Below are 25,998 nucleotides of genomic sequence, written 5' to 3'. Positions count from 1 at the left end.
AGCGAGGTACTAAATACCGAGTCGTAAGTCGACACAGCGTCAGCGTAGCTTTGTTGGACTCTGTTCAAAAAGCGTCCTTTTAGTAGATCGGCTTATCGTAGATCACGAAGTTGGAAGCAAGTTCCTTCATTTCCTCTTTGATCTTTGCATGCAGTTCGCTGTCGTTGACATTGTCGAGTACATCAGCGATCTTGTTGGCGATGATCTCAAACTCCGCTTCTTTCATACCACGGCTTGTCAATGCAGGCGAACCGATACGGATACCTGAAGTCACGAACGGGCTTCTTGTCTCTCCCGGAACCGTGTTCTTGTTCACAGTGATACCCGCAGCTCCGAGTGCCGCATCAGCATCTTTCCCTGAGAATTCTTTATCGAGGAAGGAGACAAGCACAAGGTGGTTGTCTGTTCCGCCGGAAACGACGTCGTAACCTCTGGCTACCAGTACTTCAGCCAGCTTGTTGGCATTGGCTTTTACCTGTTTTGCATAGACTTTCCATTCATCAGAAAGGTTGTGCTTGAAACCGACTGCTTTGGCAGCGATTACATGAACAAGCGGTCCGCCCTGGAGACCCGGGAAGATGGCAGAGTTGATCTTCTTGGCAATGTCTTCATCGTTGGTCATGATCATACCGCCACGAGGTCCTGCAAGTGTTTTGTGTGTCGTTGTCGTGACCACGTCGGCATACGGGAAGGGGCTTGGGTGCTCACCGGCACAGACAAGGCCCGCGATGTGCGCGATGTCCGCAAAGAGGATCGCGCCTACTTCATCGGCGATCTCCCTGAACTTCTTGAAGTCGATCTCTCTGGCATAGGCGGAAGCGCCGCAGACGATGATCTTCGGTTGTACGATCTTTGCAATCTCCATGACTCTGTCATAGTTGATACGCCCGTCAAGCTCGACACCGTAGGTAAAGCTGTGGTAGTTTTTACCGGAAAAACTGGGTTTTGAGCCGTGAGTGAGGTGACCGCCGTGGCTGAGGTCCATACCAAGTATTTTGTCCCCGGCTTTGATCAGCGCCGCATAGACGGCACCGTTCGCCTGTGAGCCGGAGTGGGGCTGTACATTTGCATAGTTGCAGTCAAAGAGTTCGCAGGCCCTGTCGATAGCAAGCTGTTCTACCACATCGGCATATTCGCATCCGCCGTAATATCTCTTGTACGGGTAACCCTCTGCATATTTGTTGGTAAATACAGAACCCATTGCTTCCATGACAGCAGGAATGGTGAAGTTCTCTGATGCGATCATCTCAAGGTGGTTCGTCTGTCTCTCTAGTTCATTTTCGATCGCCTGGAAGATCTCAGGGTCAAACGTTTCTATGGCATATGACATTATGTTCCTTTAGGAATAATTTAAATGTATTTATATCAAAATTCCTCTAAGGGCTATATTAGAGTAGCGTTGTTCCTGGTCTATTTTCAAATAACGCCTTCAGGTACAAACGGTAATGAGTTCTGTTATAATACCCATTATGCAGGCACATGACTTTTTTCTCATTCTATTGTTGATACTGGTAGGCGCGCGCATTTTTGCAGAACTCTTTGGGCGTATCGGTCTTCCGCCCGTACTGGGCGAACTGGCTGCCGGTCTGTTTCTGGGACCGAGCATTCTGGGCTGGGTAAGCCTGAATGACACCATCAAGATGCTTGCCGAGATAGGGATCATACTGCTGCTCTTCGATGTAGGATTGGAGACAGACCTTCGTAGGCTCAAGGAGAGCGGATGGAGCGCTACGCTTGTGGCGATAGGCGGTTTTGTTGTTCCTCTGTTGCTGGGTGCGGCACTCTCTTTTTATCTTTTCGATCTCAATCTGATCACATCTCTTTTCATAGGGGGAACGATCACGGCTACGAGTATCGGTATCACTGTGCGTGTGCTCAAAGACTTGAAAAAGAATCAGAGCAAAGAGGGTGAGATCATACTGGGTGCTGCAGTCCTCGATGATGTTTTCGGTGTGGTCCTGCTTGCGATCCTTTATGACTTTTCTCAAAGCGGTGAAGTGAACCTGCTCGATACCGGGCGGGTCCTTCTCTTTATCACAGCCTTTTTCATCATTGCACCTGTGGCTGCGAAACTTATGGCGGTAGTGATACAGAAATATGATACCCGGACGAATTACCCCGGGCTTATCCCCACGGCGATCATCTCCCTGGTACTCTTTTTTGCCTGGATGGCACATCAGATGGGCGCACCGGAGATCATAGGCGGATTCGCCGCCGGACTCGCACTCTCAAGACGTTTTTTTCTTCCTTTTGGTGCCATGATAGGTGAGGACAGGCATTTTGCCGACAAAATAGAGAAGCAGATTCGTCCCATCGTGCTGCTTTTCACTCCGATCTTCTTTGTAACGGTAGGGCTCTCCATCAACCTGCAGAAGATCGATTGGAGTGAATCGCATATCTGGTTTTTCGGCGGAACGATCCTGCTTGTTTCTGTCATAGGGAAGATGCTGTTTCCTCTGTTGCTGAAAAGTCTGAGCGTTAGAAAGAGGATGATCATCGGCCTCTCCATGGTGCCACGCGGTGAAGTAGGGTTGATCTTTGCAGAGATAGGCCGTGCCAGCGGGATCTTTGAGAATGAGATATATACGGCGCTCATCGTGGTAATCGTGTTGACCACGATGCTGCCGCCACTGCTGATCAAAACAGCCTATGAGAAAATATAGGAGCATTTGCACAGATGAAACGAATAGTTATAGCAGTGTTTGCCGTTCTTTTGTTCAGCTCCACGGTCTGGTCCAAGGATTACACGAAAAAACGTGAAGTCCGTGTCTTCATAGGCAGGATGGTCAAACATTATCACTTCAACCGAAGCTATCTGAACAATCTTTTTTCCCATGTGAAGTTCCAGAGAAGGGCGCTTGCCATCTATGTGCCGCAATACAGAAAGAAGTGGAAATCGCCCAAAAGAAGAAAGAAGCAGGGCTCGTGGGACCGCTATGAAGAGATATTTCTTAAATCTTCCAAGACCGATCTGGGCATAGAATATATGCATAAATACAGAAAAACCTTTCTGCGGGCCTATAAAAAATACGGAGTACAGCCCGAATATATTGCTGCGATCATCGGTATAGAGAGCCATTTTGGAAAAAATACGGGTAAATTCCCTGTGCTGGATACCCTGACGACACTGGCATTTGAAAAGAACAGACGGCAGAGGTTCTACCGTTCCGAACTCAAAGAGTTCCTTCTGATGACACGCAGGGAAAAGGTCAACCCGCAAAATGTCAAAGGCTCTTTTGCCGGCGCGATCGGGCTGGGACAGTTTATGCCGAGTAATTACAGGACCTTTGTTGTCGACTTCAACAAAGATGGCAAAAAAAGAATGAACAGTCCTGAAGATGCCATAGGAAGTGTCGCCTACTACTTTAAAAGTCACGGATGGCGAAGAGGGCAGCCGGTTGCCGTAAGGGTTTCTTACCCCGGAAAACGTTTTACAGGGAAAAGGACAGGGTACAAATACAAATATTCCCGTGCCTCACTTAAAAACATATCTCCCAAATGGAATTTCGATTATCATGGCAAGGTACATTTGATCAGGCTGAAACGGTATGGTTTTGATGAGCTTTGGTACGGTGCGCACAACTTCTATGTGATCACACGATATAACCACAGTAACTATTATGCAATGGCGGTCTACCAGCTGGCGGAAAAATTAAAAAAGGGATATAGGAAGAAGTACGGAAACTATCTCAGGTAAAAAGCCTGTATAAATGATGAATAAATCCACCCTACATTGAAAATACCGATTTAGAAAAACCGCGTAGGGTGCGTAATCACATGCCGAAAAATCAGGCTTTCTTCTCCTGTGCTCTCTTGTTGCAGGCCGCTGCATCTTTACAGAAGAACCCTTTGCCTTTTTTGGCAGGTTTGAGCTCCTCTTCATTGGTGTTACCGCACTTTTTGCAGGCGATCTCCGCTTTGGCCTCTTCAAGTTTTGCTTCTGGCTTCATGGCCGGGAAGAGGATGACGTCACGGATGGAGTGGTTGTTGGTCAGCATCATGACAAGACGGTCGATACCGATACCCTCTCCGGCAGTCGGTGTCATACCGTGCCCCAGTGCCCTTATGAAGTCGAGGTCCATATGCATAGTCTCTTCGTCACCGGTCGCCTCTTTGGCATCAGCCTGTGCCTTAAAACGCTCGAACTGGTCGATCGGGTCGTTGAGCTCGTTGAATCCGTTGGCGATCTCTTTACCTGCCATGAAAAGCTCAAAACGCTCTGCAATGTCAGGATTGTCATCGCTTCTTCTTGAAAGTGGCGAAATATCGATAGGGTAGTCGGTAATGAAGGTCGGGTTGATCAGCTTGCCTTCGACGAACTCGTCAAAAAGCTCTGCCTGAAGGTAGCCCAGCGTAAGGTTCGGATTTACCTCCACACCATGCTCTTTAAGGTAGGCGATCGCTTTTTCCCTGTCGTTGGCAACTTCTTTGGGTACCTCACCGATGCTGGTCAGTGCTTCTACGAAGGGTACTTTGGCAAAAGGTGTTGAACAGTCGATCTCATACTCGCCGTAGGTGATGGTCTTGTCCATCTGAAGCTGGGCAAAAATGTACTCGAAAAGCTCTTCGGTCAGTTGCATCAGGTCAAGGTAGTTGTGGTAGGCCCAGTAGAACTCGATGGAGGTGAATTCCGGGTTGTGTGTCTGGTCCATTCCCTCGTTACGGAAGTTTCGGTTGATCTCGAAAACCGCTTCCATCCCTCCTACCGTCAAACGTTTGAGGTAGAGTTCCGGAGCGATACGCAGGTATCTGTCCACTCCCAGTGCATTGTGATGGGTCACAAAGGGTTTGGCATTTGCACCGCCGGGGATGGGGTGCATCATCGGTGTTTCGACTTCGAGGAAGCTGTGATCTTCAAAGAAGCGTCTGATGAGTGAAACGATCCTGGAACGCATGATGAAAGTCTCTTTGACCTCCGGGTTCATGATCATGTCAAGGTAACGCTGTCGGTAGCGGATCTCATGGTCGGTCAGGCCGTGGAACTTTTCCGGAAGCGGCATAATGGCCTTGGAGACAATCTTGAGATCCCTGCAGTGCAATGTAAGCTCGCCTGTCTGTGTTACGAAAGGATAGCCTGTCGCCTCAATAATATCACCCACTTCGAAAAGTTTCTTCGCTACAGTGTTGTAGTAGCCTTCGGGAAGGTCGTCTCGGTTGTAGTAGATCTGTACAAGGCCGTCAGAATCTTCTATCTTGGCAAAAGCGGCTTTCCCCATGATGCGTATGAATTTGATACGTCCGGTCAATGTAACAATCTGCTGTTCATCTTTTTTCTCGTCTGCCGTTTGTTCTTTTACATAGGCATAGTGCTCAAAAAAATCTGAAGAGGGCATGCCTTTTACAGTATTGGCCGGATAGGGGTTGATTCCCTCTTCTCTGAGTTTTTCTGTTTTTTTGATTCGTTCCTGAATATATTGGTTGTCAAATATCAAGGTCTCTCCTGTAGTAGAATATAATGTTTGTCCTGAATGCCCATCGGAAATGCCCTTGGGGTGCAAGTTCAGGATGACGTATGTAGTTTATTTTTGGTTTCGGCACTTTTCACAAAGGCCAATGATTTTCATGGTATGATCGGTCATCTTGAAGTTGTATTTCTCTGCGATTTTTTCCTGCTGTCTCTCAATGGTGTCATCATAGAATTCAATGATCTTGCCGCAAGAGGTACAGATAAGATGGTCATGATGCTTTTTGAGCCCCAGTTCATATTTTTTTCCCTGTACACCAAAAGAGATGGAACTGGCGATTCCCTCATTCTCCAGCAGGGTAAGTGTTCTATAGACCGTTGTGATTCCTATATTGACATCAGGGTACTCTTTTTTGATGAGCATATAGATATCTTCCGGTGTAAAATGCCCTTCATTTTCATAAAGGAACTTCAAGATCAATTCTCTCTGCTTGGTGAACTTGAGTGAATTGCTCTTTAAGAGTGCTTTGAACTTCTCAAGAAGAATCGGGTAGGTGATCATGACTGTGTATCCCCTTTACTGTGCGGGGGCAGAAGTATTGTTCTCTGCCGAGCTGTTGTTTTCTTTGTCTCTGTTGAGGTTCGCAATATCTTTAAGCATTTTGGTTTTGGAGGCATTGCCCAGTCCCAGAGAGGCAGGGTCAAGATGGATGATCTTGGAGCCTACTTCCAGAAGGTAGGGGTATAACAGGGAGTCTTTGACATATTTGCCAAGGTTCTCCTTGACCAGAGTGACATTGGAGAGTGCCGTTACGATCAGGGCAAAAATGATGAAATATTTTCCACCGCCTGCTATGAAACCGAAAAGCCTGTCGATGAAACTGAGTCCGCTTGCACTTGTCAGTTTGGAGAGAATGGAACCCAGCAGCGTCGCTCCCAGCCAGACAATGATCAGCACTGCGAGGAATCCGAGAAGTTTGAGCAGGGTAGGGTTCTGCATCTGCAGAAAATTGTCATTGATGAAAGTTGCTGCCGTATCGGCAAAGCGTGATCCCAAATAGACCCCTGCAACCAGTCCTGCAAGTCCGAAGATCTCTTTGATGAAACCGTTCATAAAGCCTTTGATACCCAAGAGCAGGACGATGGCACTTATGGTAACATCAAAATAGTTGAAATCGACCATTGAAAAATTTTCCATTACTGTATGTTCCTCTTCCTCACTAAAATTTTCGTATTGTACCCTGTCAAGCTGTTAGAGGGCTTTCGTGAGTTCTTCTGGCTTGTTGGAGAACTGTATGGCTATCTCGCGACTGATCTTTCCGTCTCTGATATATTTAAGGAGCGCCTGGGTCTGTGTTTGCATACCTGTACCTTCCTGACCGAGCTGCATCTGCGAATAGATCTGGTGTACCTTGTCTTCACGGATCAGGTTGGAGATCGCATGGTTGGTCACAAGGATTTCATGTGAAGCAACACGTCCTCCGCCAAGTTTTGGCAGAAGTGACTGAGCGATGACAGCAACAAGCGAGGTGGATATCATAGCTCTGATCTGGGGCTGTTCATCACCGGTGAATACATCGATGATACGGTTGATGGTTCCCGGTGCCGAAGAGGTATGCAGTGTGCCGAAGACGAGGTGGCCTGTCTCCGCCGCGGTCAGTGCCGCTTCGATCGTCTCTTTGTCCCTCATCTCCCCGATCAGGATGACATCCGGATCCTGACGCATGGCAAATTTGAGAGCCGTGGCAAAGCTTTTGGTATCCTCTCCGACCCCTCTGTGAGAGAAGACACACTTTTTATTGGTATGAATGAATTCCACAGGATCTTCAACCGTAATAATATGTTTCTGTTCATTGAGATTGATCTCGTTCAGAAGGGCGGCCAGTGTGGTCGACTTACCCGAACCTGTAGGCCCGGTCACAAGGATGAGCCCTTTTTCACGTTTGATCAGCTTTTTAAAAATCAGGGGTGTACCCAGATCATCGAGGGAAGGGATCTCGATGGGAATGACCCTGAATGCAGCAGCGACATTGCCAAGGGTACGGTAGTAGTTCGCTCTGAAGCGGCCGATCCCCGGCAGGTACAGGGCGAAGTCAAGCTCATCATGCTCTTCAAAATGCTGCTTCTGTTTCTCAGTGATCATCGAATAGCACATCTCTTCGATATCTTCACCGGTCAGTTTGGGAAGATTGACCGGCTTGAGTGCACCGTCGAGTCTTATCTGGGGTTCCGCATCCGTGACCAGGTGAAGGTCGGATGCGCCATGTTTCACAACACTTTGTAACAGTTTTTTGATGTCGAATTCAGCCATGCAGGGATCCTTTTATGTGTGCTTTGATAGTAAATTTTGATACTGTGACTCATTATACCCGATTATAACATGCTTTTCAAATGTAACGACCGGTCTTTTAATGAGCATATTCTCTTTGGCCAGCCACTGGCATTTCTCATCGTCAGAAAGGTTCTTTTCTTTAAGTTTGAGGGTTCTGTAGGTCGTACCCCGTGTATTGAACAGTGTATTGATATCAGAGTATTGAAGCCAGCTGTCGATGGTCTCCGCTGTGACAGGTGTCTCACGAAAATCGATGAATTCATGAGGAATGCCGTGTGACTTGAAAAACTTGCGTGCTTTTCGGACACTGTCACAGTTTTTGATACCGTAAATTTTGATCATTGCTCTATTCTATGATCGCAGGTACGATGAAAAAATCATCTTTGCTTTGGGGTGCACGCGAAAGGATCTCTTTTGCTATCCCGTTTTCTTCCCTGGGGGTATCTTCTCGCAAGGGTGTCCCTCCCTGAAGGGTTGAAAATGCTGCATCGAGATGTTCCGTATCGAGTTCGTTAAGGTTTTCGATGTAGCCGAGAATCTCGCTCAACTGGCCCATCACTTCCTCTTTTTTGGACGTATCGATACGAAGATGGGAGAGTTTTTCGAGTTTTTCCAAAACAGTGTTGTCTATCTGCACAATTTTCCTTTTTATGATTATATTGTAACTATATTATTATATATTAATTTGGTTTAAGATATAACTATAATATTGAAAAAGATTATTATATAGAAGGAAAAAAGATGATGCAGCAACTGGATATGAGTTCCCCCGAATTTTTGGCAGAACTGGAAAAGACTAAAAAATTTACGGATAAAGTATGTGAGCAGTTCGGATTCAAATACCATCCTATGGAGGATGTCAATGAAGGCGTACAGCTTGGATTGGCCAGACACAAAATGCTTTACGGTAAAAGATTCTGCCCCTGTTTCATGGTAGAACCCGATGAGTCCAAGCCGGGTAAATTCAAGAGTTCCGATGACCGTATCTGTCCCTGTCCCCAGGCACTGAACGATGAGATCCCCAATGAAGGGAAGTGTCACTGTGGTATTTTCTGCACACCTGAATACGTGGCAGAAAACAGTTAGCAGGGCCCTGTAATGTTCGGTTGCTTTTAAGAAGATAGGGTACAATACGCGATTATTTTAACGTCATGGGGATTTCCCATGCAATGAAGGAGAGTGTAGCATGCAAGAACTTCTTGAGAAAAACCATGTCAGTTCCGCAGAACTGGAAACACTGTTGAAGGCCAGAGAAGAAGGTAAAGTCGATTTTCTGCTTATCGATGTACGGGAAGATATGGAGTACAACATGGGCCACATCAAAGGTGTGGATATGTTAAGGCCAACATCCACGTTCCAGCAGTGGGCCCAGGAAATTTTTGATTCATACAAAGACAAAACTATCATATTTACCTGTCGGACGGACAACAGAAGCGGACAGGTGCAGCAGGTCTTCGCCCAGAACGGACACAGTAAAACATTGAACCACATCGGCGGGATCGTATCGTATCGCGGTGAAATAGAAAAATAAAAAAGAGCATAAATGAATGTCGTCGATCTTTTAATGAAGCTGTTGAGCTTCAAATCCGTTACACCCGATGATGCAGGTTCCCTGGCATTCATAGAATCCTATCTTAAAGGGTACGAAGCGACGTATGTGAACAAAGAGGGAGTAAAGAATCTCTTTTTGACCAAAAAATTCTCCGAGGGACCCCATCTCTGCTTTGCTGGCCACGTCGATGTCGTTCCTGCCGGTGATGGTTGGCATACCAATCCCTTCGTTCCCGTGATCAAAGAGGGAAAGATCTATGCCCGTGGGGCGCAGGATATGAAAAGCGGTGTCGCCGCATTCCTGCAGGCGGTGAAAGAGTGTGAGGATTTTTCCGGAAGGCTTTCCATACTTTTGACTTCGGATGAGGAGGGTGATGCTACCTACGGTACGCAGATCATGCTTGGGTATCTTAAAGAGATTGGAATGCTTCCCGATGCCTGCATCGTGGCAGAACCGACCTGTGAAAAAATCTTTGGTGATGCGATCAAAGTGGGACGGAGAGGTTCCATCAACGGTGTGATAGAAAAACATGGCATACAGGGGCATGCAGCCTATCCGGAGAAAGCGAAAAATCCCATTCACAAGGTGGCACAGGTACTGCCAATGATGGCGGGAGTGAATTTAGACGAGGGTGACGAGTTTTTTGGACCGAGTCAGTTCGTTATCACTGACCTGCGTGCCGGTATGGAAGTGACCAATGTCACACCGGGCAAACTCAAAATGATGTTCAATGTCCGCAACTCGACTGAAACGACCCTTGAAGATGTGGAGAAATTCGTGCATACCTATTTTAACGGTATGGATTACGATCTGACACTCAACCAGTCTGCCACGCCGTTCCTGACGGATCCCGACCGGCCGATCGTGCATACGCTTGATAGAAGTATTCAAAAGGTCTGCGGTATCACGCCAAAGCACTCTACCGCAGGCGGTACAAGCGATGCGAGGTTTATCGCTGCCTATGGTATTGATGTCATTGAATTCGGCGTGATCAACGACACGATCCACGCACCGAATGAAAGAACGACGATCGAAGAAGTTGAAAAGCTTTATGAAGTTTTCAGGGAGACGATCACCCATTTTAGCCAAGGATAAACCGTGAAAAAAATTTTACTGCTCTCTGTCTTTTTGATGTTTACACAGCTCTTTGCCGATCTCGACTGGCAGAAAGACCTCTCTTCAGCTTTTACAAAAGCGGGGAAAGAGCACAAGATCGTTATGGTCATGGTAGAGGGCGAGCACTGCAAATGGTGCAAAAAAATGCGCTACCGTACACTGGGTGACGAAGGTGTGGAAAAGAAGCTTTCCAACTATGTGACTGTCCGTGTCATGGAGGAAGATAAGAAAGCAGTGAAAACACTGCCTAAGATCGACGGCGTACCGACCATCTTCTTTATGAATGCAGACAAAGAGGTGATCCAGAAACTGGTCGGATATTATGATGTGGATGACTTCCTCAGCTTTATCACTACGGTGGAAGAGAAAAGAGCTGCACAGAAGTGATCTACCCGTGAGATCGGATTTTCCCTGTCTGTTTCAGGTAGTTCTTAAAGGAGGAGGAAACAGGTGTTCAGTAAACCGAAATTTACCGAATATGTCATGGCCAGACTGGTGACACTCGGCGTATTCCTTTTTATCCTATTTTCTGTCCTCATCGTAGTCGTTATGCAGGAACGGGAGGATATACTCCTTTCCATTGTTTTGCTTGGCATCGCTTTCGCTATTTTTATCTTCTCCATTTTCCGCGGTGCCAAACGTATGCAGAACGAGCTTGAAGTGATCAACAGATATCTCAAGAATCTTGACGAGATAGAGAAGATCGATTACGAGACACGCTTCTTTACGCGGGAATTCGAAGAGATCAACGAGAATCTTATCCGTGTCCTCAAAAGTGCCAAAAAACGTGAAGATATCAAACAGCGTTACAATGCCAAACTTAAACTCAAAAACCGCCAACGTGCCGATATGCTCTCAGCCATTGCGCATGAGTTCCGAAACCCCATTGCTTCCATTATGGGTTATTCACAGACATTGCAGGAGGATCCGAACATTCCCAAAGTCCTGCAGGAGAAATTTCTTGGCAAAGTCTATAATAACGGTCAGAAAATAGAAGACCTGCTCTCACGGCTTATCCTGTGGAACAAATTTGAGAGCGGTGAAGCGACACTGCATAAAAGTTCCTTCAGCATCCTTTCTCTGGCCAATGAGGTAAAAATGGTACTGCAGGAAGCCTATAAAGACAGAGAGGTCGAGATCATAGGGGAAGACCGAATGATGAAAGCGGACCGTACGCTCATCGAACTGGTACTGAAGAACCTGATTGAAAATGCGTTGAAGTATTCCAAAGATATCGTCACAGTCAAGATCGAAGATGACCGTATATCCGTTATCGACAAAGGAACAGGGATCAGTGAAAAGGATCTGGGAAAAGTGACGAAGAAATTCTACCGTTCCGGTACTCACAACTGGGACAATTCCATGGGGCTGGGACTCTCCATCGTAAAAACCATTTTGACACTGCACGGCAGCAGACTGGATATTGAGAGTAAACTGGAGGAAGGGTCCACCTTCTCCTTCGGGCTCTGATCAGGCAGTATAGATCAATTTCTCCTGAACCTTTCCAGCATGGATTTCAATATAACGCATTGGATACATATCCATATCCAGGGGTCTTATAAATCCTCTGGTAACCACAACTTTAACATGCTTGATCTGTGTGACGGAATCTATGTGTTTATGCCCTGAGAGCGTAAGTATAAGATTGGGATAGGAGAAGAGAGCCTGCTGTACTTCTTTTGTGTTGTTCAGTACATATTTGTGCAGATCCTTCTCCTCTGTTCCTTTCCAGTAATTGGTGTAGGGATGGTGGTTGAGGATAATTGAGGGTTTTCCGGCATTTAAAACTTTTTTTGCAAAATGAATCGTTTCTTGGGTATAGATTCCGTTATTGGCATTCTCTATGCAGCTGTCCAGGCCCAGTATCTGTACTCCTTTTTTCTCCAGCAGCCAGTCTTTTCCCTGTACGGTCAGTGCTTTGTCATCCATAAATAGGGATTTGAATTCATTTAGATGGATACTGTCATTTGGCTTCGGCGAAGATTCTTTGTTGCCTCGGACCACATAGGAGGGGCAGTGCAGTTTTCCAATGATTTCTTTGAATTTCAACGCATCGGAATTGCCTTTGACATTGTTGTTGAAGTTGTCGCCTCCAAAAAGAACAAAATCCAGATCAGGATAATTCTTATTGACGAATGCCACCATGAGTTCCATGGCTTCTACACTTTCATCGTTGCTGAGATCCATATGTGAATCTGTAATATGGATGAATTTAAGACGGTTGTTTTCCTCCGCTTCGTTTGCAGGGGAGACAAGCGGGAAAGCACTGACTGCCAGTGCCCCTTTCATAAAACCTCTTCTTGTAATTGTTGCCATAATGGCTCCTTTTAGTCACCAATGGGGATATAAGCATATCCTTCATTCTGTTTGTCTATGAGTCCAATGGTGGAATTAGGAATTATTTTAACAAAACTATATATATCTTTTGCTTGCAGTTTATTTTTGGACATACCGGCACCGCACATAAGAAATTCCACATCATAATTCTTCACCATGGATTTGATGCGTTTGGCAAGTGTTTTGTGATTTTCCATAAGGGCATTGTCCCTTTTGAAAATGGAATGGATCGGATCTTTTGTGAAGAACTTATAGGCTCCACCATGGATGACCACGACAACATTAAGCTCTTTGAGCTTGCCTTCATAATGTGCTTTATTGGCAACAACACCTTTAAGTAACTTGCGTTCAAATGTCTTCAGGTTCCCCGTCGTAAGGTCGTAAACAACCTGTGCTGTCTCTTCCTCTGCATGGAGGATGGCACATGCCAAAAGTAATATGATAAGAATCTTTTTCATTGATATCCTTCACAAAATTTATATCAAAAAAGTGTAAAAAAAGTATAAAGAGCTATAAAATCTCTATGGTTATTGCTTGCGTTAAGCCCAAATACAGTGTTTGTTTCGTAGGATTAAAATAATGAAGCACTATAATAAAATATTTATTTGGATTACCTTTTTTATACTGGTCATTCTCTTTTCATCGGTTTTTTTCTTTTTTAAACAGACAAGGGAAGCCAGGCTGGAAACGCTGGGTGACCACATCATATCGAACTTCAGAGCCGGACTTGCTTATGAAATGACAGACCTGTTGTCGCTTTCCCTGGCTCTGGCAGAAGATGCAGCTATTAAAAATGCACTCCTGAACGATAACGAATCCCAGGGATATGAGATTCTGCGGAATATTACCCGACGCTTTAAAAAATATACGCACCTCCAGTCCCTTCGCATACAGCTGCTTACACCAGACTTCTATATTTTTGCACGAAGCTGGAACGAAGGATTTGAAGGTATGCCCATCTGGTGGTTCAGGGATGATTTGCAGGAATTGAAACATAATAAGCAACCCAAAGTGGGAATGGAAATAGGAAGGCTGTTGACATTTAAGGCCACCATCCCCGTACGCAGCGGAAAAAAACTCATAGGGTATCTCGAAGCGATTAAGTTGATTGATGAATTTTCGGTAAAACTCCGCAGAAAAGGCATAGAACTTTTTGCGCTGATGGATGAACGTTTTCTGGAACAGGCTGCATTAATGCGCAATTTTCCAGTGATACATAACCATATTCTGGCTAACCAGAATTATTATCAGCAAGGGAAAGAAAAATTACAGGCAATAGACTGGAACAAACTTGAAAAAAAAACGTATATGCTGCATGAGGGTACTTATTATCTTTTAGAGCCTATGCATAACGGGAAGGGGGATAAAATAGGTGTGTATGTACTTGCACTTTCCCAAAAAGCATTGAAGAATTATGAAAATGAAAAGCAAGGTTTTTCATTCTTTACGCAGTTTTCAGATGAAGATATGCAAAATGTTGTTGCTTCATGGGCACACCCTTTTGGCAGTTTTAGAAACGGATACGACAAAGAACTGATTGAACTGCTTCCCCGACTGAAGAAAGAAGACAAACAGGAGTTTGAATCTGAAGCAAAAAGTATTCTTGGGGAGTACAACAAAGAAGAACTGATCGATATCATACTTTCCAATAAACATAACGAAAAGAAGACTGGGGTGATAAAATGAAAATACTTATACTGGAAGATGAATCAATGCTGGCCTTGAGTATGAAAGAGTTTCTTGAAGACAGTGGGTATGAGGTGAACTGCTTTGCCCACTCTGAGGAAGCTTACGATTCCATCTATGAAACTGTATATGACCTGCTGTTGCTGGATGTAAAGGTATTGGGCGAAAAGAATGGTTTCGAAATACTCGATATGTTGCGAAAAGAGGGGGTGACAGTACCGGCGATTTTCATCACTTCTTTAACAGATATAGAAGATTTAACCCGTGGTTATGAGTGTGGAGCATGTGATTATATACGCAAACCGTTTGACCTTGCCGAACTCAGGTTGCGGGTGGAACAGGTCATTAAAACATACTGCTTCTCTTCCCAAGACGAACGTATCGAACTCCCCTTTGGGTATTGTTATGATCTTAAAAAATTAAAACTCTCTTTTGGAGATGAGGATATCATACTTACAAAAACAGAAGCGAAGATACTCGAACTGCTTATCAAGCAGAAAGGGAATGTCGTATCGTATGAAATGTTCTGGGAAGAGATATGGGGTGAATGGATCGACCCGACCAATATCCGTGTACAGGTCGGTACTCTGCGTAAAAAACTGAAACATGATTTTATCAAAAATATCCGTGGTGTGGGATACAGTATTGATTTTTGATGCCCGTAAATTTGCCCGTAAATATGCAATTATCTATTCGTTGGTATTAGCGGTTTTACTGATCGTACCCCTGATCACTTATGTCGGTCTTTTACTGCAGATCGACGAGGCAAAAGTTAAGCTTTCTCTGGATTCCAAGGCAAAAGAGATCATGCTTTCCATGCAAAACTATAAAAACAGTGACAAAATATACCATTTCCCAAGGTATAAAGAGTATAGTGCGGCACTCTATGATGAAAGGTATAAAACGATCTTTTCAACATTGGATTTTAAGCCAAATACACTTACCGAGGGCTTTCACCATTATGCAAACCGATACTATTATGTCTATCCTCTGCCGAAAGGTTATTATTTTGGAGCATCAATATTGTTGGTTGAAACGGTACATACTTCCAGTAGTATCTATCTGTATGCTTTTTCAGTTCTGATAGCTATTTTCATTGCACTTTTCATTTTCTCTCTTTTGCTGTTGCGTAATTTTTCTGTACCTTTTGAAAAACTGAACAGGCAGTTGGACAACTTTATCAAAGATTCCATGCACGAGATCAATACACCTCTGAGCATCATCAATCTCAATGTAGACCTTTTTGTCGGGAAAAATGGAGACAATAAATACCTCTCTCGCATAAAGTCTGCTTCCAAAACGCTTGCAACCATCTATAATGATATGGATTACCTCATCAAGCAGGGGCGGATAGAGTACACAAAAAAGATGATCGATATGGGAGAGTTCGTTCAAAACAGGGTAGATTATTTTCAAGAAGTTGCCAACCTGAAAAATATTGTGCTTGATATCCATATTGAAAATGGGGTGATGTATCATTGTTCAAAAACGAAACTGCAGCGCATCGTGGACAACACTATCTCCAATGCCATTAAATACAGCAACAACGATACCCGGGTGCTTATCTCGCTGAGGCTTGTAGAGGGCAGGGTCGTATTTGAGGTTGAAGACCATGGCGTTGGCATAAAGAATGTGCAAAAGATCTTTTCCCGATATTACAGGGAAGATGAGGCCAAGGGCGGTTTTGGTATAGGCCTGAATATTGTTAAACAGATTACAGAAGAAGAACATATAGGCCTCGACGTCAAGTCAATACCTGGTAAAGGAACGACCTTTACCTACACATTTCCAAGTCAATAATTTATTTTAATAATCATACATTTAATTTTTTACAGTTTTTTTACACTTCTTTGTTATGATACTTCCGTAACTATAAAAAAAGGAGTGTAAATGCAAAGAAAAATCAAACTTGTTACTGTTGCTGCAATCTTGATTTCATCAACATCACTGGTGAATGCAGTAGATTTGACCAAAGCATATGAAATGCCCGATGCAAGCAAGCTGATAGAAAAAGACAAACTTGCCAAACCGACGAAATATACCATGCCCAAAGGGTGCGTAACAACAGATGCGGCGTCCATCGCAAGAGGAGAGTATATTTTCCATAATCTGAATGGGAAAAAAGCAAAAAAGAAGCCACCAAAAGGATTGGCAAAATTTGTTGAGAAGAATGGCAAAAAAAAGCCTAAACAGTATGGAAACTGTGTGGCGTGCCACAATATAGAAGGTGCCAAAGGTGCCGGAAATATCGGTCCTGACCTGACAGGATACAAAGCAATGTTCATTGATACAAAAACGAGAGATTATCCATTTGTATTTCAAAAGATAGCAGATCCGAGGATAGACAACCCAGATACACACATGACTGTAAATCTTACAACCAAACTGTTCAATGAGCAGGAAATATGTGATCTTACATCGTATGTAGTATCCGAGAAAAAGAAAAAGTAATAAAAGGAAGGTAAAGTATGAAAAGAAGAAGTTTTATAAAAAGTATAGCAGCAGTTTCGGCGGTAGTTGCGACAGTAACTCCTGCAGTACTTATGGCAGAAGAAGCAAAAAAAGCAGTGCCAAAGGGCCCGAATGCCTTATCGGTAGAGGCTGCAATTGATGCAATTACGGGAGGAAAAGGCGCAAAAGAGAGTGACAAAGTAAAACTTACTGTACCTGAGATCGCAGAGAACGGTGCGGTTGTCCCTGTCAAAGTAAATGTCGATTATCCTATGGAAGAGGGAAATTATGTCAAGGCTATTCATGTACTTGCTGCAAAAAACGGTAATTCAAGATGTGTAGATGTGATGCTTACACCAGCCAATGGCAAAGCCTATTTTGCTACGAGAATCAAATTGGGTTCTACGCAGGAAGTGATCGGTGTTGCGGAACTAAGTGACGGTACGTTCATAAAGGCAGCAAAAAGTGTTAAAGTAACGATTGGTGGATGTGGTTGATTTCAGCCGGTCTGGTAATACACAATATAAAAATAACAGTATATAAAGGATAACAAATGGCAGAAGCACGAAAATCAATGATAAAGATCAAACCAAAGAAGTATAAAGCGGGAGATATAGTAAAAGTTGACTTTATTGTCATCCACCCGATGGATACAGGTTTAAAGAAAGACAAGAAAACCGGCAAGGTAAAGCCTGCACACTATATAGACAGCATTACATTCAGTTTTGACGGTAAGCCGTTCACTACGATGAAAGTATGGGAAACTGTTTCAACAAACCCTTACTTTTCTGTTAACTTCAAGGTACCTGGAAAAGGTAAGATTACAGTGGACTATACAGACAATACAGGCGAGAAAAACAGTAAAAGCAAAAAACTTAAACCAAAAGGATAAGCAATGAAAAGAGTGATATTACCATTGGCTCTTTTGGTGACCATGGCAACTGCAGGAGAGCAGTTTGCTATGAGTGATGCTGACAGAGCAATGTATAAAGAAATGTTGGAAAACAACCCTGCTGATATTTATGTGGAAGAGGGTGGAGAGATACTTGAAGAACAACTGGGTGGCGAAGCGGCACTTGCAAAATTTTTGGGAGTGAGTGAAAAAGAGTTGCCTAAAGAGATTGCCTCTTTTCCAAAATATGTGAAAAAGCTTGGAAATGTTGTTGGGCTCGACCAGGTAATGCAGGCAATGCAGGTAGAGCAGGGTAAGAAAAAATTCAAGCTAAAAAGTGGAAAAATGTTCTCTATGCTGGCATATGTGAAATCATTGGCAAATGATGAAGTACCCAATCTTGATTTGAATGAGCCACATGAAAAAGAGGCCTATGAATTGGGTAAAAAGACCTTTATGACAGCAAGAGGCGGTAGAGGACTTTCCTGTAACTCCTGTCATAGTAAAGATATCGTGGGTATGGTGCTTAGAACACAACCTCTTCCTGATCTTGGTGAAGCCGGATCTGGAGTGACATGGCCTGCATATCGTATGACGAAGTCCAGTCTCAGAACATTGCAAAGAAGATTTCAGGGATGTATGAAAAATGCTTTGCTTAAAGTGATTCCGATAGGATCCAAAGAAATGGTAGGCCTTGAAATCTATGTCACTAAACTGGCACAGGACAAGAAAAAAGCTATTGCCATTCCTGGTTTGAAAAGATAAGGGGATACAATGGATATTAACAGACGAGATTTCCTTCAGATTGCAGCAGCATTAGGTTTGTTGGGTGCAACAGGAGGAACGAATCTCTTTGCCGGAGAAGCCGGCAAGGAGCGTATCAAAAAACTTAGTTTTTCTGATATTGTGGATTTTGAACCCAAAGGTAAAGCGACCATCCTGCATATTTGCGACCTGCATGCACATATCAAACCACTCTACTGGAGAGAGCCATCAACATTGATCTCTGCAAAAAACCTGGTAGGAACACCAGGCTTCATCTGTGGAGACAGTTTTGAGAGTTATTACGGTATTAAACCTGGTTCACTGGATCAATATTTTGATACCTATAATGACTTTGAAACACTTGCTGAGAAATTCGGTAAAATGGGTGGGATTGCCCACATAAAACCTATCATTGATCATGTCAAAAAAGAGAGAGGCGAAAAGAATGTCCTCCTTTTGGACAGTGGCGATACCTGGCAGGGAACGGCAGTCGCATTGAAGACGGACGGGGCGGCCATCGTTGAAGCACAGAATTATCTGGGTGTGGACGTGATGGTAGGTCACTGGGAATTTACCTACGGTAAAGAGCGAGTGATGGAGCTTATCAAGATGTTGAAGGGAGAGTTTATCTCTCAAAACGTCATTGACAACGATCCTTTCTCTGATGACTTTGAAGAGTTGATCTTCCCTCCATATACCATTAAAGAAGTTGGTGGAGCGAAGATCGGTATTATCGGACAGTCATTCCCGTTCACTTCTACAGCCAACCCTAAAAAGTTTACTGAAGGATGGAGTTTTGCACTGAGACACGAGTCTCTTCAGGAGTTCATTGATGAGCTTCGTAATGAGAAAAAAGTGGATTGTGTGGTTGTGTTGAGTCATGATGGTTTCTCTGTAGACCAGGAACTGGCGAAAAAGGTGAAAGGTGTTGATTTCATCTTGAGTGGCCACACACATGATCCTAGTCCCAAACCTATTATCGTGAATGATACTGTGATTCTGATTGCAGGCAGTCATGGTAAATATGTAGGCAGACTGGATATCGATATCAAAGACAAGAAAGTGGCAGGCTACAACTTTAAACTGATGCCTGTAGCTTCAAACCTCATACCAGCAGATAAAGCGGGGGATGCACTTGTTGCAAAATCGTATGCACCATTTGACAAGGAGCTTAATGAAGTGTTGGGAACGACGAAAGGGCTCCTTTATAAAAGAGATACTTTCTACTCCACCTTTGATGCACTTATAGGCCAGGCGATCCAGGCAGAGATGGGAAGTGATATCGTATTTACACCTGGGTACAGATGGGGAACCACGCTCCTGCCGGGTGACAAGATACTCAAAGACAATGTCTACGAAATGACAGCGATCACATATCCGGAAGTGTATACTTTCGATCTTAAAGGTGAAGTGATTGCAAATCTTATGGAAGACATTGCTGACAATGTATTCAATGAAAATCCATTGCTTCAACAGGGTGGAGACATGAGTCGTTTGACAGGTGCAAGCTACAGCATTAAAGTTGCAGCCGCATCGGGAAAACGTATTTCAGATTTCAAGATAGGAGGTAAACCGATCGATCTAAAAAAGACATACAGGGTCTCTTCATGGGGAGGAAACTTACAAAATGCAGGTGAAAACCTGGATGAGAAAAAAATACGTGCTGTCTATGAAGTAGTGAGTGATTATATACGTAAACAGAAAGTTGTAGATATCAGTATGGAGTCCAACGTAAAAGTATTGGATTATGATTGCGGATGTCCTGCAAAAGGTGCCAAGTGCTAAAGCTGAATTAAAAACCATACCTCGCCTCTTTTGCCAAAAGAACGTTGCAAGTTTTCTCTAAAGTAGACGGGGTACCCATGGTTGTGATAGTAAATATCACCTTTTAATTATAGCCAAACTTATCTTTTCAAAAAGATGAACAAATAAAAAGGAAGAAAAATGAAACAAGGAACAATAAAATTAGGATTGGTAACGGCAACGTTATTAATGGGAAGTACTGCTTTGATGGCAGGCGGTGATATCGTACCTGGAGAAGCACCGGTAAAAGAAGATGTAGTAAAAAGAACATTAAATGGTAACATGACGTTGAACTACAAAGTTTTACCGGGCGACGTAGATAATATACATGATATGTTTTCGGAAGGTGTTTTTTATGGTCGTTTGAGATCCAATACATTTTATTGGCAGTGGGCGGCAGATGGTGCGAACAATGATGCTAACAAAAATATGGGTATAGGTGGAAGTCTTATCTATAAATCTGCCTCTTTGAATCACTTTAGTTTTACATTGGGATATTACGGATCATTGAACCCGGAGTTCTGGAGACCAGATGACGCAGATGTAGGACTCGCAAAAGCAGGGAAAGATACTTTCAGTCGTTATAAAGTGAAAAAAACAGGACATTTCGGTTTACATGCTTTAGGGCAAGGATATTTGGAATATAATAATGGGACAGTGGATGTAAAAGCCGGTCGTCAACTTTTTGAATCTGTATTCACTAAATCCAATGATACAAAAATGATCCCAAATACCTTTGATGGTGTTTCTGCTGCAGTGAAGATTGCACCGAAAACAAAAGCTAGAATAGCATGGTTTGGCAAACAGAAACTGAGAGACCATGAAGATGCACATGATGTTATTACTTTTAAGGATGAAAATGGTGAAAGTTGGAACAATAATGATGACGCAGGTAAACATAAAGGTTTAAATTATAATAACTTTATTGCTGCAGGAGAAGATCCAAATCATGATATGTATCTTGCTGACATTACAACAAAATATATTAAAAACTTGAAATTAACAGGAAGTTATCTTCAAATCCCTGGCGTATTACAGGATTTTGTCATCGAAGCACACTATAAAATCCCTCTTTCTGATTCAGGATGGGCTGTAAGACCAGGTATTCGTGAATTTATTCAAAATGACGATGGCGGTGGAGCAGTTGCTGGTAACAGTAATGCACTGGGTGCATCTCTTGCAGGGTATGATCCAAGCGTATTGGGTTCATTGGATTCAAGTCTTTTCAATGCCAGATTAGATGTTTTAATGCCAGATAAAAAGGGCTTCTTTAGATTAGGTTACTCAAAAGTAGCTGATGAAGCTGATATTGTTGCACCATGGAGAGGATTCCCTACCGGTGGATTTACCAGAGCGATGGCACAGTACAACTGGTTCTCAAATACTGAAACATTCATGCTGAGAGCAGTGTATAAATTCAACCCGACATGGAAAGCAAGTATCCGTTATGCGATCCAGGATTTTGATGATAACAAGAATGTACCTTCAGACTCTAATGTAATCCACATAGATACCTGGACGAATATTACACAAGATCTTCAAATGAGAATGCGTTATGGTCATGTTTCTGCGGATGATACGACACTCAAACCAGGCAGTCTTACAGAGTATAAAAAAGACTGGTCATATGATGAATTCCGTTTAGAATTCAACTATCTTTTCTAGGCATTGAGATGAAGCATATTGTCCTTATCTCTCTAATGAGTCTTTTTCTGCAGGCATTTGAGTACAACCTTGTACCCAAAAAGGTTGCAGAGGATACATACTGTTTTTTTGGAAAACTGGAAAATATCAGTAAAGAGAATGGTGGCAATATGGTCAATACATGTTTTGTTCACACAAAAGAGGGGTTCGTTGTTATCGACAGCGGCCCCACATACGATTATGCTTCTCAAGCCTATGAGAAGATGCAGCAGATCGCAAAACTTCCCGTAAAATATGTCATTACAACCCATGATCATGACGACCACTGGCTTGGTAACAGCTTTTACAAGAGCAAAGGTGCTTTGTTGATAGGTCCGAAGACTTATGAGCAAAATGTAGTTGCCGGTATGGAGACACGAATGCAGCGTGTGTTGGGAAAAGAGCTTTATGGAAAGACCTCCATTGTAAAACTCGATACGATAGTGGATGACAACCTTACTTTGAAGGCAGGAGACAAAGTATTCATGATCAGTCAGCCTGTAAAGGCGGCACATACCAAAGGGGATCTGATCGTCTTTTTGAAGGGGCAGAAGGTACTGTTTGTCGGAGATCTTGTTTTTAGCGGCAGAATCACTTCTTTGCGGGACGGCTCTTTGGTCGGTTCACTTGAGGCATTGGACATGATAGATGCGTATGGTGCCAAAGTAATCGTTGGCGGGCACGGCTATGAGACTGATGCGACCGTTACTGAACATTTTAGAAGTTATCTGCAAGAGATGAAAAAAGAGGTACAGTATGCCCTGGATGAAGATGTGGGTATGGAAGATATTACGAAAAAAGTCACCATGCCACAGTATAAAAATATGAAACTGTATGATGTTCTTCATGCCCGGAATGTTCTGGATGCCTATAAAGAGTTGGAAATGATAGAGGATGAAGAATGAAAATCATAGGCTTGATAGCCGCTATGTTGCTGAGTGTGTGGGCAGATGAGGGTAAAATGCTGTTTGAAAAGCATTGTCTGTCCTGTCACACACCTTTTGTGCCCATGTTAGAACTTAAAGAGAATTTTGCGGACCATAACAATACCCTGCTAAAACTTAAAGCACCGACACTCAATCAACTCTCCTATCGACTGAAACAGCGTATTGGTGATCCCAAAGGGGATAAGGAGATACACCGCATGGAGGTCATAGCATTCATGAGTAGCTATGTAATGAATCCTGACCGCGATAAAAGTCTCTGTCTTGATGAGGTGATGAGAGCCTTTGATACGATGCCATCACTTAAAGGCAAGGTGAGTGAAGAGGAACTCGAAGAGATAGGCACATATCTGTATGATTTTGACGAAGAGATCGTAAAACAGAAAAGTGTTAAATTCGAAGGATTTGAAAAAGCCTTGCAGCGAGCAAAAAAAGAAGATAAGATCATAATGATCGAAGCGATGAGCCGAACATGCCATTTTTGTAGAAAAATGGAACGGGAAGTGATGATAGATACGGAGGTAATTCGGGCAATAGAGAGAGATTTTATTCCGGTATCCATTGATATTTCTACCCATGCTTTGCCTTTGGGGTTAAAAGCAGAACTTACGCCAAGTTTTATTTTTATAGACAAATATGGCAATGTACTTGGAAATATTCCCGGAGCCTGGGGGAAACAGGATTTTCTTGCATTGCTTAAAGAGGCAAAAGAAGCGGCAAAAAGCAAAAAGGCAAAAAAATGAAATATAGTGCTCTGTATCTATTCAGAAGTGTTGTAGTTGGTATGGCATGTGTTGCATCATTGTATGCCGACAGGGGAGAATCGGTTTATCGGACCATTTGTTCCAAGTGTCACCAACTTCATATCGCAGAAGAGAAACTTGCGGAAAATTTTTTCGAAGCAAACAATACACTGTTGAAGCTCAAAGCCCCTACGATCAGCCAGATCTCACGAAGCATGAAAGAAAAGATCGGAGATCCCCGTTCAGATGAAGAGATACAGCGTTTGGAGGTCAGTTCGTTCATTGCCGATTATATTATTTATCCCGATAAAAGCAAGAGCGTGCTTAATCCAAAGATCGGAAAGTGCTTTAAAACGATGCCCAGTCTCAAAGGAAAGCTGACCACGGAAGACATTGAAGCCATTAGTAATTTTGTGTATGATTATGACAAGAAGATTCATAAAAAAGCAAAAGAGGAAGATGGTTTTTTTGGTACAATACTCAAAAGGGCAAAAGGGGAACATAAAACTATTCTGATCAAGGCAACCGCACCCCATTGCAGATATTGCAAAAAAATGGAGAAACGGGTTTTTTCTGATGCAGAAGTCATTGATCTTCTGAAAAAATCGTTCATCGTACTTCATGTAGATGTCAGCAAGCAACCTCTGCCTCTTGGGTTAAGTGTCAGTATGACCCCGACATTCTTTTTTGTCTTTGCCGACCAGCAAAGTGAAAGTGTAAAGACAAAGCGTATCCCCGGCTCATGGAGCAAAGAGGATTTCCTGGAGATTCTTAAAGAGGCAGAAAAAATAAAAAGGAAAAAACAGTGAAAAAGATACTTTTAGTGTGTATCTGTATGATTCAGTTTGTGTCGGCAGAGACAGAGTTTGCCAATCCCAAGCCAGCCATCGATAATCCAAGAAAATTTATATTCCCCATTACTGTTAGAGACAGAAAAGAAATCAATCATGTCTTGAGTTCCGCAAATAATGTGATGAAATTTTACGGACCGGAGAATGTTGAAGTGGTGATTGTTGCCTATTCTCAAGGGATAGAAGCACTTTTAAAACATGGGGATAGAGACATTAGAAAACGCGTCGAAGCACTCATGACTTATGATGTGGAATTCATCGCATGCGGTAACACCATGCGGACACTGCATATAGAGAAAAAAGATCTTATAGATGGTGTGGAAGTGGTCACTGCAGGGATTGTTGAATTGATAGAAAGGCAGTTGCGGGGATATATCTATATACGACCGTAACGGTAGCAAATTTTACATTATTTTTACACTTAATTGGTATGATACAGCAACTTAAACATAAGGTTGTAAAGATGAAAATAGTAGTTAAAGGAATATTGTGTCTCTCGTTATTTATGGGTACAGTATGGGCAAAAGAAGTGAAATCTGCATCTCCGGCAGCACAAAAGAGTACAGCAGGTGATATTCAGATATTCACTTCAGACAATGCAGGCGGGAAGATTACACCCGCAACTATTGAAGCGGCATTTAAAAAAGAGGGTTTCTTTATCTCTGCAAACAGAGATATGAACGTACCGTTTAAGAAAAAGTTTAAAGAGACAAGTTTTGATGTCTATAATCTTTTTACATTCTTTAGTAAAAAAGAGACACTTGAGCTGGCAAAAAAGTATCCAAGTATCGGTATGTTCTCTCCTATGAGTATGTCAATTTATACCAAAAAAGGTGATAAGAAAATTTCAATCTCTTCTCTCAGAGTAGAGGCGATGGCAAAAATATTGAAGATTCCTGCAGATGATGCGGTACTTGTAAAGATAGGAGCAATGGTAAAAGAGGCTCTGAAAACCGCCATGCCTCAAGGCAAGTTTGAAGCACTCTCCTACAGTGTGCAGGAGCCAAAAGGCTCTTTGGTTTCAAGTTATGAGATGGAGATGGATCCCGAAGAGTGGGAAGATGAAAAGGAAGAGTTTAAGATGGAGTTTGAGGGAACGCTCTCTACCTATGGTTTTGTGATAGCAGGAACCAATGACCTTAATCATGACTTTAAAGAGAACAAATATGAAGGTTATGATTTCTATGATGTCTACTCTATCTGTAAACTTCCAGTCATCTATACGGTTGCAAAAACACATCCTGAAGCAGGGGCGTACGCACCATGTTCACTCTATATGTATAAGAAGAAGGGTGAGAACAGTATGCATTTGGCTTTTCCGAGTGTTTATAACTGGATCTCTTCAATGGATATAAAAAATAAAGAGTCACTTGAGGTTCTTGAAGAGGCACAGGGAAGCATGAATAAAATTTTATCAGAACTTACAGAGTAAAATCCTC

The 25,998-nt window shown here is 43.0% G+C and carries 30 protein-coding genes; 21 read left to right on the top strand and 9 right to left on the bottom strand.

Translation table 11 applies throughout. The features are described 5' to 3' along the window. Positions 1 to 79: 79 nt before the first annotated feature. Positions 80 to 1,330 carry a serine hydroxymethyltransferase gene (locus tag YH65_RS08825; RefSeq protein ID WP_046551536.1) on the bottom strand — a complete coding sequence of 417 codons (1,251 nt, stop codon included), beginning with the start codon at positions 1,328 to 1,330 and terminating at the stop codon, positions 80 to 82. 115 nt (positions 1,331 to 1,445) lie between these two features. On the opposite strand from YH65_RS08825, the gene YH65_RS08820 reads away from it, so the two are divergent. Both YH65_RS08820 and mltB read left to right on the top strand, forming a co-directional pair. Next, complete coding sequence (locus tag YH65_RS08820) at positions 1,446 to 2,663, top strand: cation:proton antiporter (protein ID WP_245609187.1); 1,218 nt, start codon at positions 1,446 to 1,448, stop codon at positions 2,661 to 2,663. Between the two features lie 14 nt (positions 2,664 to 2,677). After that, on the top strand, positions 2,678 to 3,697 hold the full coding sequence (gene mltB, locus YH65_RS08815) for a lytic murein transglycosylase B (RefSeq protein ID WP_046551534.1): 1,020 nt from the start codon (positions 2,678 to 2,680) through the stop codon (positions 3,695 to 3,697). A 91-nt stretch (positions 3,698 to 3,788) separates the two neighbouring features. Here the strand turns inward: mltB and lysS are convergent, their stop codons facing one another. The 6 genes from lysS to gatC form a co-directional block, all read right to left on the bottom strand. After that, the gene (gene lysS / locus YH65_RS08810; RefSeq protein WP_046551533.1) at positions 3,789 to 5,432 is read right to left on the bottom strand and encodes a lysine--tRNA ligase; all 1,644 of its coding nucleotides are present in this window, start codon (positions 5,430 to 5,432) and stop codon (positions 3,789 to 3,791) included. A gap of 87 nt (positions 5,433 to 5,519) precedes the next feature. After that, a complete protein-coding gene (locus YH65_RS08805) occupies positions 5,520 to 5,966 on the bottom strand; it encodes a Fur family transcriptional regulator (RefSeq protein WP_046551532.1) in 447 nt (148 codons plus the stop codon). 15 nt (positions 5,967 to 5,981) lie between these two features. After that, positions 5,982 to 6,602 (bottom strand): CvpA family protein, encoded by a 621-nt coding sequence (locus YH65_RS08800; protein ID WP_052746166.1) that lies wholly within the window; start codon positions 6,600 to 6,602, stop codon positions 5,982 to 5,984. Between the two features lie 54 nt (positions 6,603 to 6,656). Then, positions 6,657 to 7,715 (bottom strand): type IV pilus twitching motility protein PilT, encoded by a 1,059-nt coding sequence (locus tag YH65_RS08795; RefSeq protein WP_046551531.1) that lies wholly within the window; start codon positions 7,713 to 7,715, stop codon positions 6,657 to 6,659. A gap of 12 nt (positions 7,716 to 7,727) precedes the next feature. Then, positions 7,728 to 8,078 carry an arsenate reductase family protein gene (locus tag YH65_RS08790; protein WP_046551530.1) on the bottom strand — a complete coding sequence of 117 codons (351 nt, stop codon included), beginning with the start codon at positions 8,076 to 8,078 and terminating at the stop codon, positions 7,728 to 7,730. Positions 8,079 to 8,082: 4 nt separating this feature from the next. Then, the gene (gatC, locus tag YH65_RS08785) at positions 8,083 to 8,373 is read right to left on the bottom strand and encodes an Asp-tRNA(Asn)/Glu-tRNA(Gln) amidotransferase subunit GatC (RefSeq protein ID WP_046551529.1); all 291 of its coding nucleotides are present in this window, start codon (positions 8,371 to 8,373) and stop codon (positions 8,083 to 8,085) included. A 104-nt stretch (positions 8,374 to 8,477) separates the two neighbouring features. On the opposite strand from gatC, the gene YH65_RS08780 reads away from it, so the two are divergent. The 5 genes from YH65_RS08780 (at position 8,478) to YH65_RS08760 (ending at position 11,874) form a co-directional block, all read left to right on the top strand. Next, positions 8,478 to 8,822 carry a ferredoxin-thioredoxin reductase catalytic domain-containing protein gene (locus YH65_RS08780; RefSeq protein WP_342666051.1) on the top strand — a complete coding sequence of 115 codons (345 nt, stop codon included), beginning with the start codon at positions 8,478 to 8,480 and terminating at the stop codon, positions 8,820 to 8,822. A gap of 100 nt (positions 8,823 to 8,922) precedes the next feature. Further along, entirely contained in the window at positions 8,923 to 9,267 is a 345-nt protein-coding gene (locus tag YH65_RS08775; RefSeq protein WP_046551528.1) for a rhodanese-like domain-containing protein, read from the top strand. A 12-nt stretch (positions 9,268 to 9,279) separates the two neighbouring features. Beyond that, positions 9,280 to 10,383 carry a succinyl-diaminopimelate desuccinylase gene (dapE, locus tag YH65_RS08770; RefSeq protein ID WP_046551527.1) on the top strand — a complete coding sequence of 368 codons (1,104 nt, stop codon included), beginning with the start codon at positions 9,280 to 9,282 and terminating at the stop codon, positions 10,381 to 10,383. Between the two features lie 3 nt (positions 10,384 to 10,386). Beyond that, entirely contained in the window at positions 10,387 to 10,791 is a 405-nt protein-coding gene (locus YH65_RS08765; protein WP_046551526.1) for a thioredoxin family protein, read from the top strand. Between the two features lie 63 nt (positions 10,792 to 10,854). Further along, on the top strand, positions 10,855 to 11,874 hold the full coding sequence (locus tag YH65_RS08760) for a sensor histidine kinase (RefSeq protein ID WP_046551525.1): 1,020 nt from the start codon (positions 10,855 to 10,857) through the stop codon (positions 11,872 to 11,874). Here YH65_RS08760 and YH65_RS08755 read toward each other — a convergent pair whose 3' ends face one another. Then, on the bottom strand, positions 11,875 to 12,720 hold the full coding sequence (locus YH65_RS08755) for a metallophosphoesterase family protein (protein WP_046551524.1): 846 nt from the start codon (positions 12,718 to 12,720) through the stop codon (positions 11,875 to 11,877). It lies immediately after the preceding gene. An 11-nt stretch (positions 12,721 to 12,731) separates the two neighbouring features. Then, positions 12,732 to 13,199: a DsrE family protein gene (locus tag YH65_RS08750; RefSeq protein ID WP_046551523.1), complete on the bottom strand. Its 468-nt coding sequence runs from the start codon at positions 13,197 to 13,199 to the stop codon at positions 12,732 to 12,734. 121 nt (positions 13,200 to 13,320) lie between these two features. On the opposite strand from YH65_RS08750, the gene YH65_RS08745 reads away from it, so the two are divergent. From YH65_RS08745 to YH65_RS08675, 14 genes are all read left to right on the top strand, one after another. Then, positions 13,321 to 14,427, top strand: a complete 1,107-nt coding sequence (locus YH65_RS08745; protein WP_046551522.1) for a cache domain-containing protein — start codon at positions 13,321 to 13,323, stop codon at positions 14,425 to 14,427. After that, positions 14,424 to 15,083: a response regulator transcription factor gene (locus YH65_RS08740; RefSeq protein WP_046551521.1), complete on the top strand. Its 660-nt coding sequence runs from the start codon at positions 14,424 to 14,426 to the stop codon at positions 15,081 to 15,083. Before YH65_RS08745 ends, YH65_RS08740 begins: the two co-directional genes overlap by 4 nt. After that, positions 15,058 to 16,227: a sensor histidine kinase gene (locus tag YH65_RS08735; RefSeq protein ID WP_245609186.1), complete on the top strand. Its 1,170-nt coding sequence runs from the start codon at positions 15,058 to 15,060 to the stop codon at positions 16,225 to 16,227. Before YH65_RS08740 ends, YH65_RS08735 begins: the two co-directional genes overlap by 26 nt. 90 nt (positions 16,228 to 16,317) lie before the next feature. After that, positions 16,318 to 16,878 carry a sulfur oxidation c-type cytochrome SoxX gene (soxX, locus tag YH65_RS08730; RefSeq protein WP_179944232.1) on the top strand — a complete coding sequence of 187 codons (561 nt, stop codon included), beginning with the start codon at positions 16,318 to 16,320 and terminating at the stop codon, positions 16,876 to 16,878. A gap of 17 nt (positions 16,879 to 16,895) precedes the next feature. After that, positions 16,896 to 17,375, top strand: a complete 480-nt coding sequence (gene soxY / locus YH65_RS08725) for a thiosulfate oxidation carrier protein SoxY (protein WP_046551519.1) — start codon at positions 16,896 to 16,898, stop codon at positions 17,373 to 17,375. A 56-nt stretch (positions 17,376 to 17,431) separates the two neighbouring features. Continuing rightward, a complete protein-coding gene (gene soxZ / locus YH65_RS08720) occupies positions 17,432 to 17,770 on the top strand; it encodes a thiosulfate oxidation carrier complex protein SoxZ (RefSeq protein WP_046551518.1) in 339 nt (112 codons plus the stop codon). A 3-nt stretch (positions 17,771 to 17,773) separates the two neighbouring features. Further along, complete coding sequence (soxA, locus tag YH65_RS08715) at positions 17,774 to 18,535, top strand: sulfur oxidation c-type cytochrome SoxA (RefSeq protein ID WP_046551517.1); 762 nt, start codon at positions 17,774 to 17,776, stop codon at positions 18,533 to 18,535. Between the two features lie 9 nt (positions 18,536 to 18,544). After that, positions 18,545 to 20,320: a thiosulfohydrolase SoxB gene (soxB, locus tag YH65_RS08710; protein WP_046551516.1), complete on the top strand. Its 1,776-nt coding sequence runs from the start codon at positions 18,545 to 18,547 to the stop codon at positions 20,318 to 20,320. 159 nt (positions 20,321 to 20,479) lie between these two features. After that, the gene (locus tag YH65_RS08705) at positions 20,480 to 22,003 is read left to right on the top strand and encodes a hypothetical protein (protein ID WP_046551515.1); all 1,524 of its coding nucleotides are present in this window, start codon (positions 20,480 to 20,482) and stop codon (positions 22,001 to 22,003) included. Between the two features lie 8 nt (positions 22,004 to 22,011). Beyond that, entirely contained in the window at positions 22,012 to 22,926 is a 915-nt protein-coding gene (locus YH65_RS08700; protein ID WP_046551514.1) for an MBL fold metallo-hydrolase, read from the top strand. Next, positions 22,923 to 23,708, top strand: a complete 786-nt coding sequence (locus YH65_RS11330) for a thioredoxin family protein (protein ID WP_052746163.1) — start codon at positions 22,923 to 22,925, stop codon at positions 23,706 to 23,708. Before YH65_RS08700 ends, YH65_RS11330 begins: the two co-directional genes overlap by 4 nt. Continuing rightward, positions 23,705 to 24,517, top strand: coding sequence for a thioredoxin family protein (locus tag YH65_RS08685; protein ID WP_052746162.1), 813 nt, complete (start codon positions 23,705 to 23,707; stop codon positions 24,515 to 24,517). The genes YH65_RS11330 and YH65_RS08685 overlap by 4 nt, the downstream gene beginning before the upstream one ends. Beyond that, on the top strand, positions 24,514 to 24,951 hold the full coding sequence (locus YH65_RS08680; protein WP_046551513.1) for a DsrE family protein: 438 nt from the start codon (positions 24,514 to 24,516) through the stop codon (positions 24,949 to 24,951). The genes YH65_RS08685 and YH65_RS08680 overlap by 4 nt, the downstream gene beginning before the upstream one ends. Positions 24,952 to 25,022: 71 nt before the next feature. Then, positions 25,023 to 25,991 (top strand): DUF302 domain-containing protein, encoded by a 969-nt coding sequence (locus YH65_RS08675; RefSeq protein WP_046551512.1) that lies wholly within the window; start codon positions 25,023 to 25,025, stop codon positions 25,989 to 25,991. The last annotated feature ends 7 nt before the right edge of the window (positions 25,992 to 25,998 follow it).

Origin of the sequence: Sulfurovum lithotrophicum (genome assembly GCF_000987835.1) — a bacterium.
Taxonomy (GTDB): domain Bacteria; phylum Campylobacterota; class Campylobacteria; order Campylobacterales; family Sulfurovaceae; genus Sulfurovum; species Sulfurovum lithotrophicum.
The sequence above is the reverse complement of the archived record's forward strand: the minus strand, read 5'-3'. Positions and strand labels throughout refer to the sequence as shown.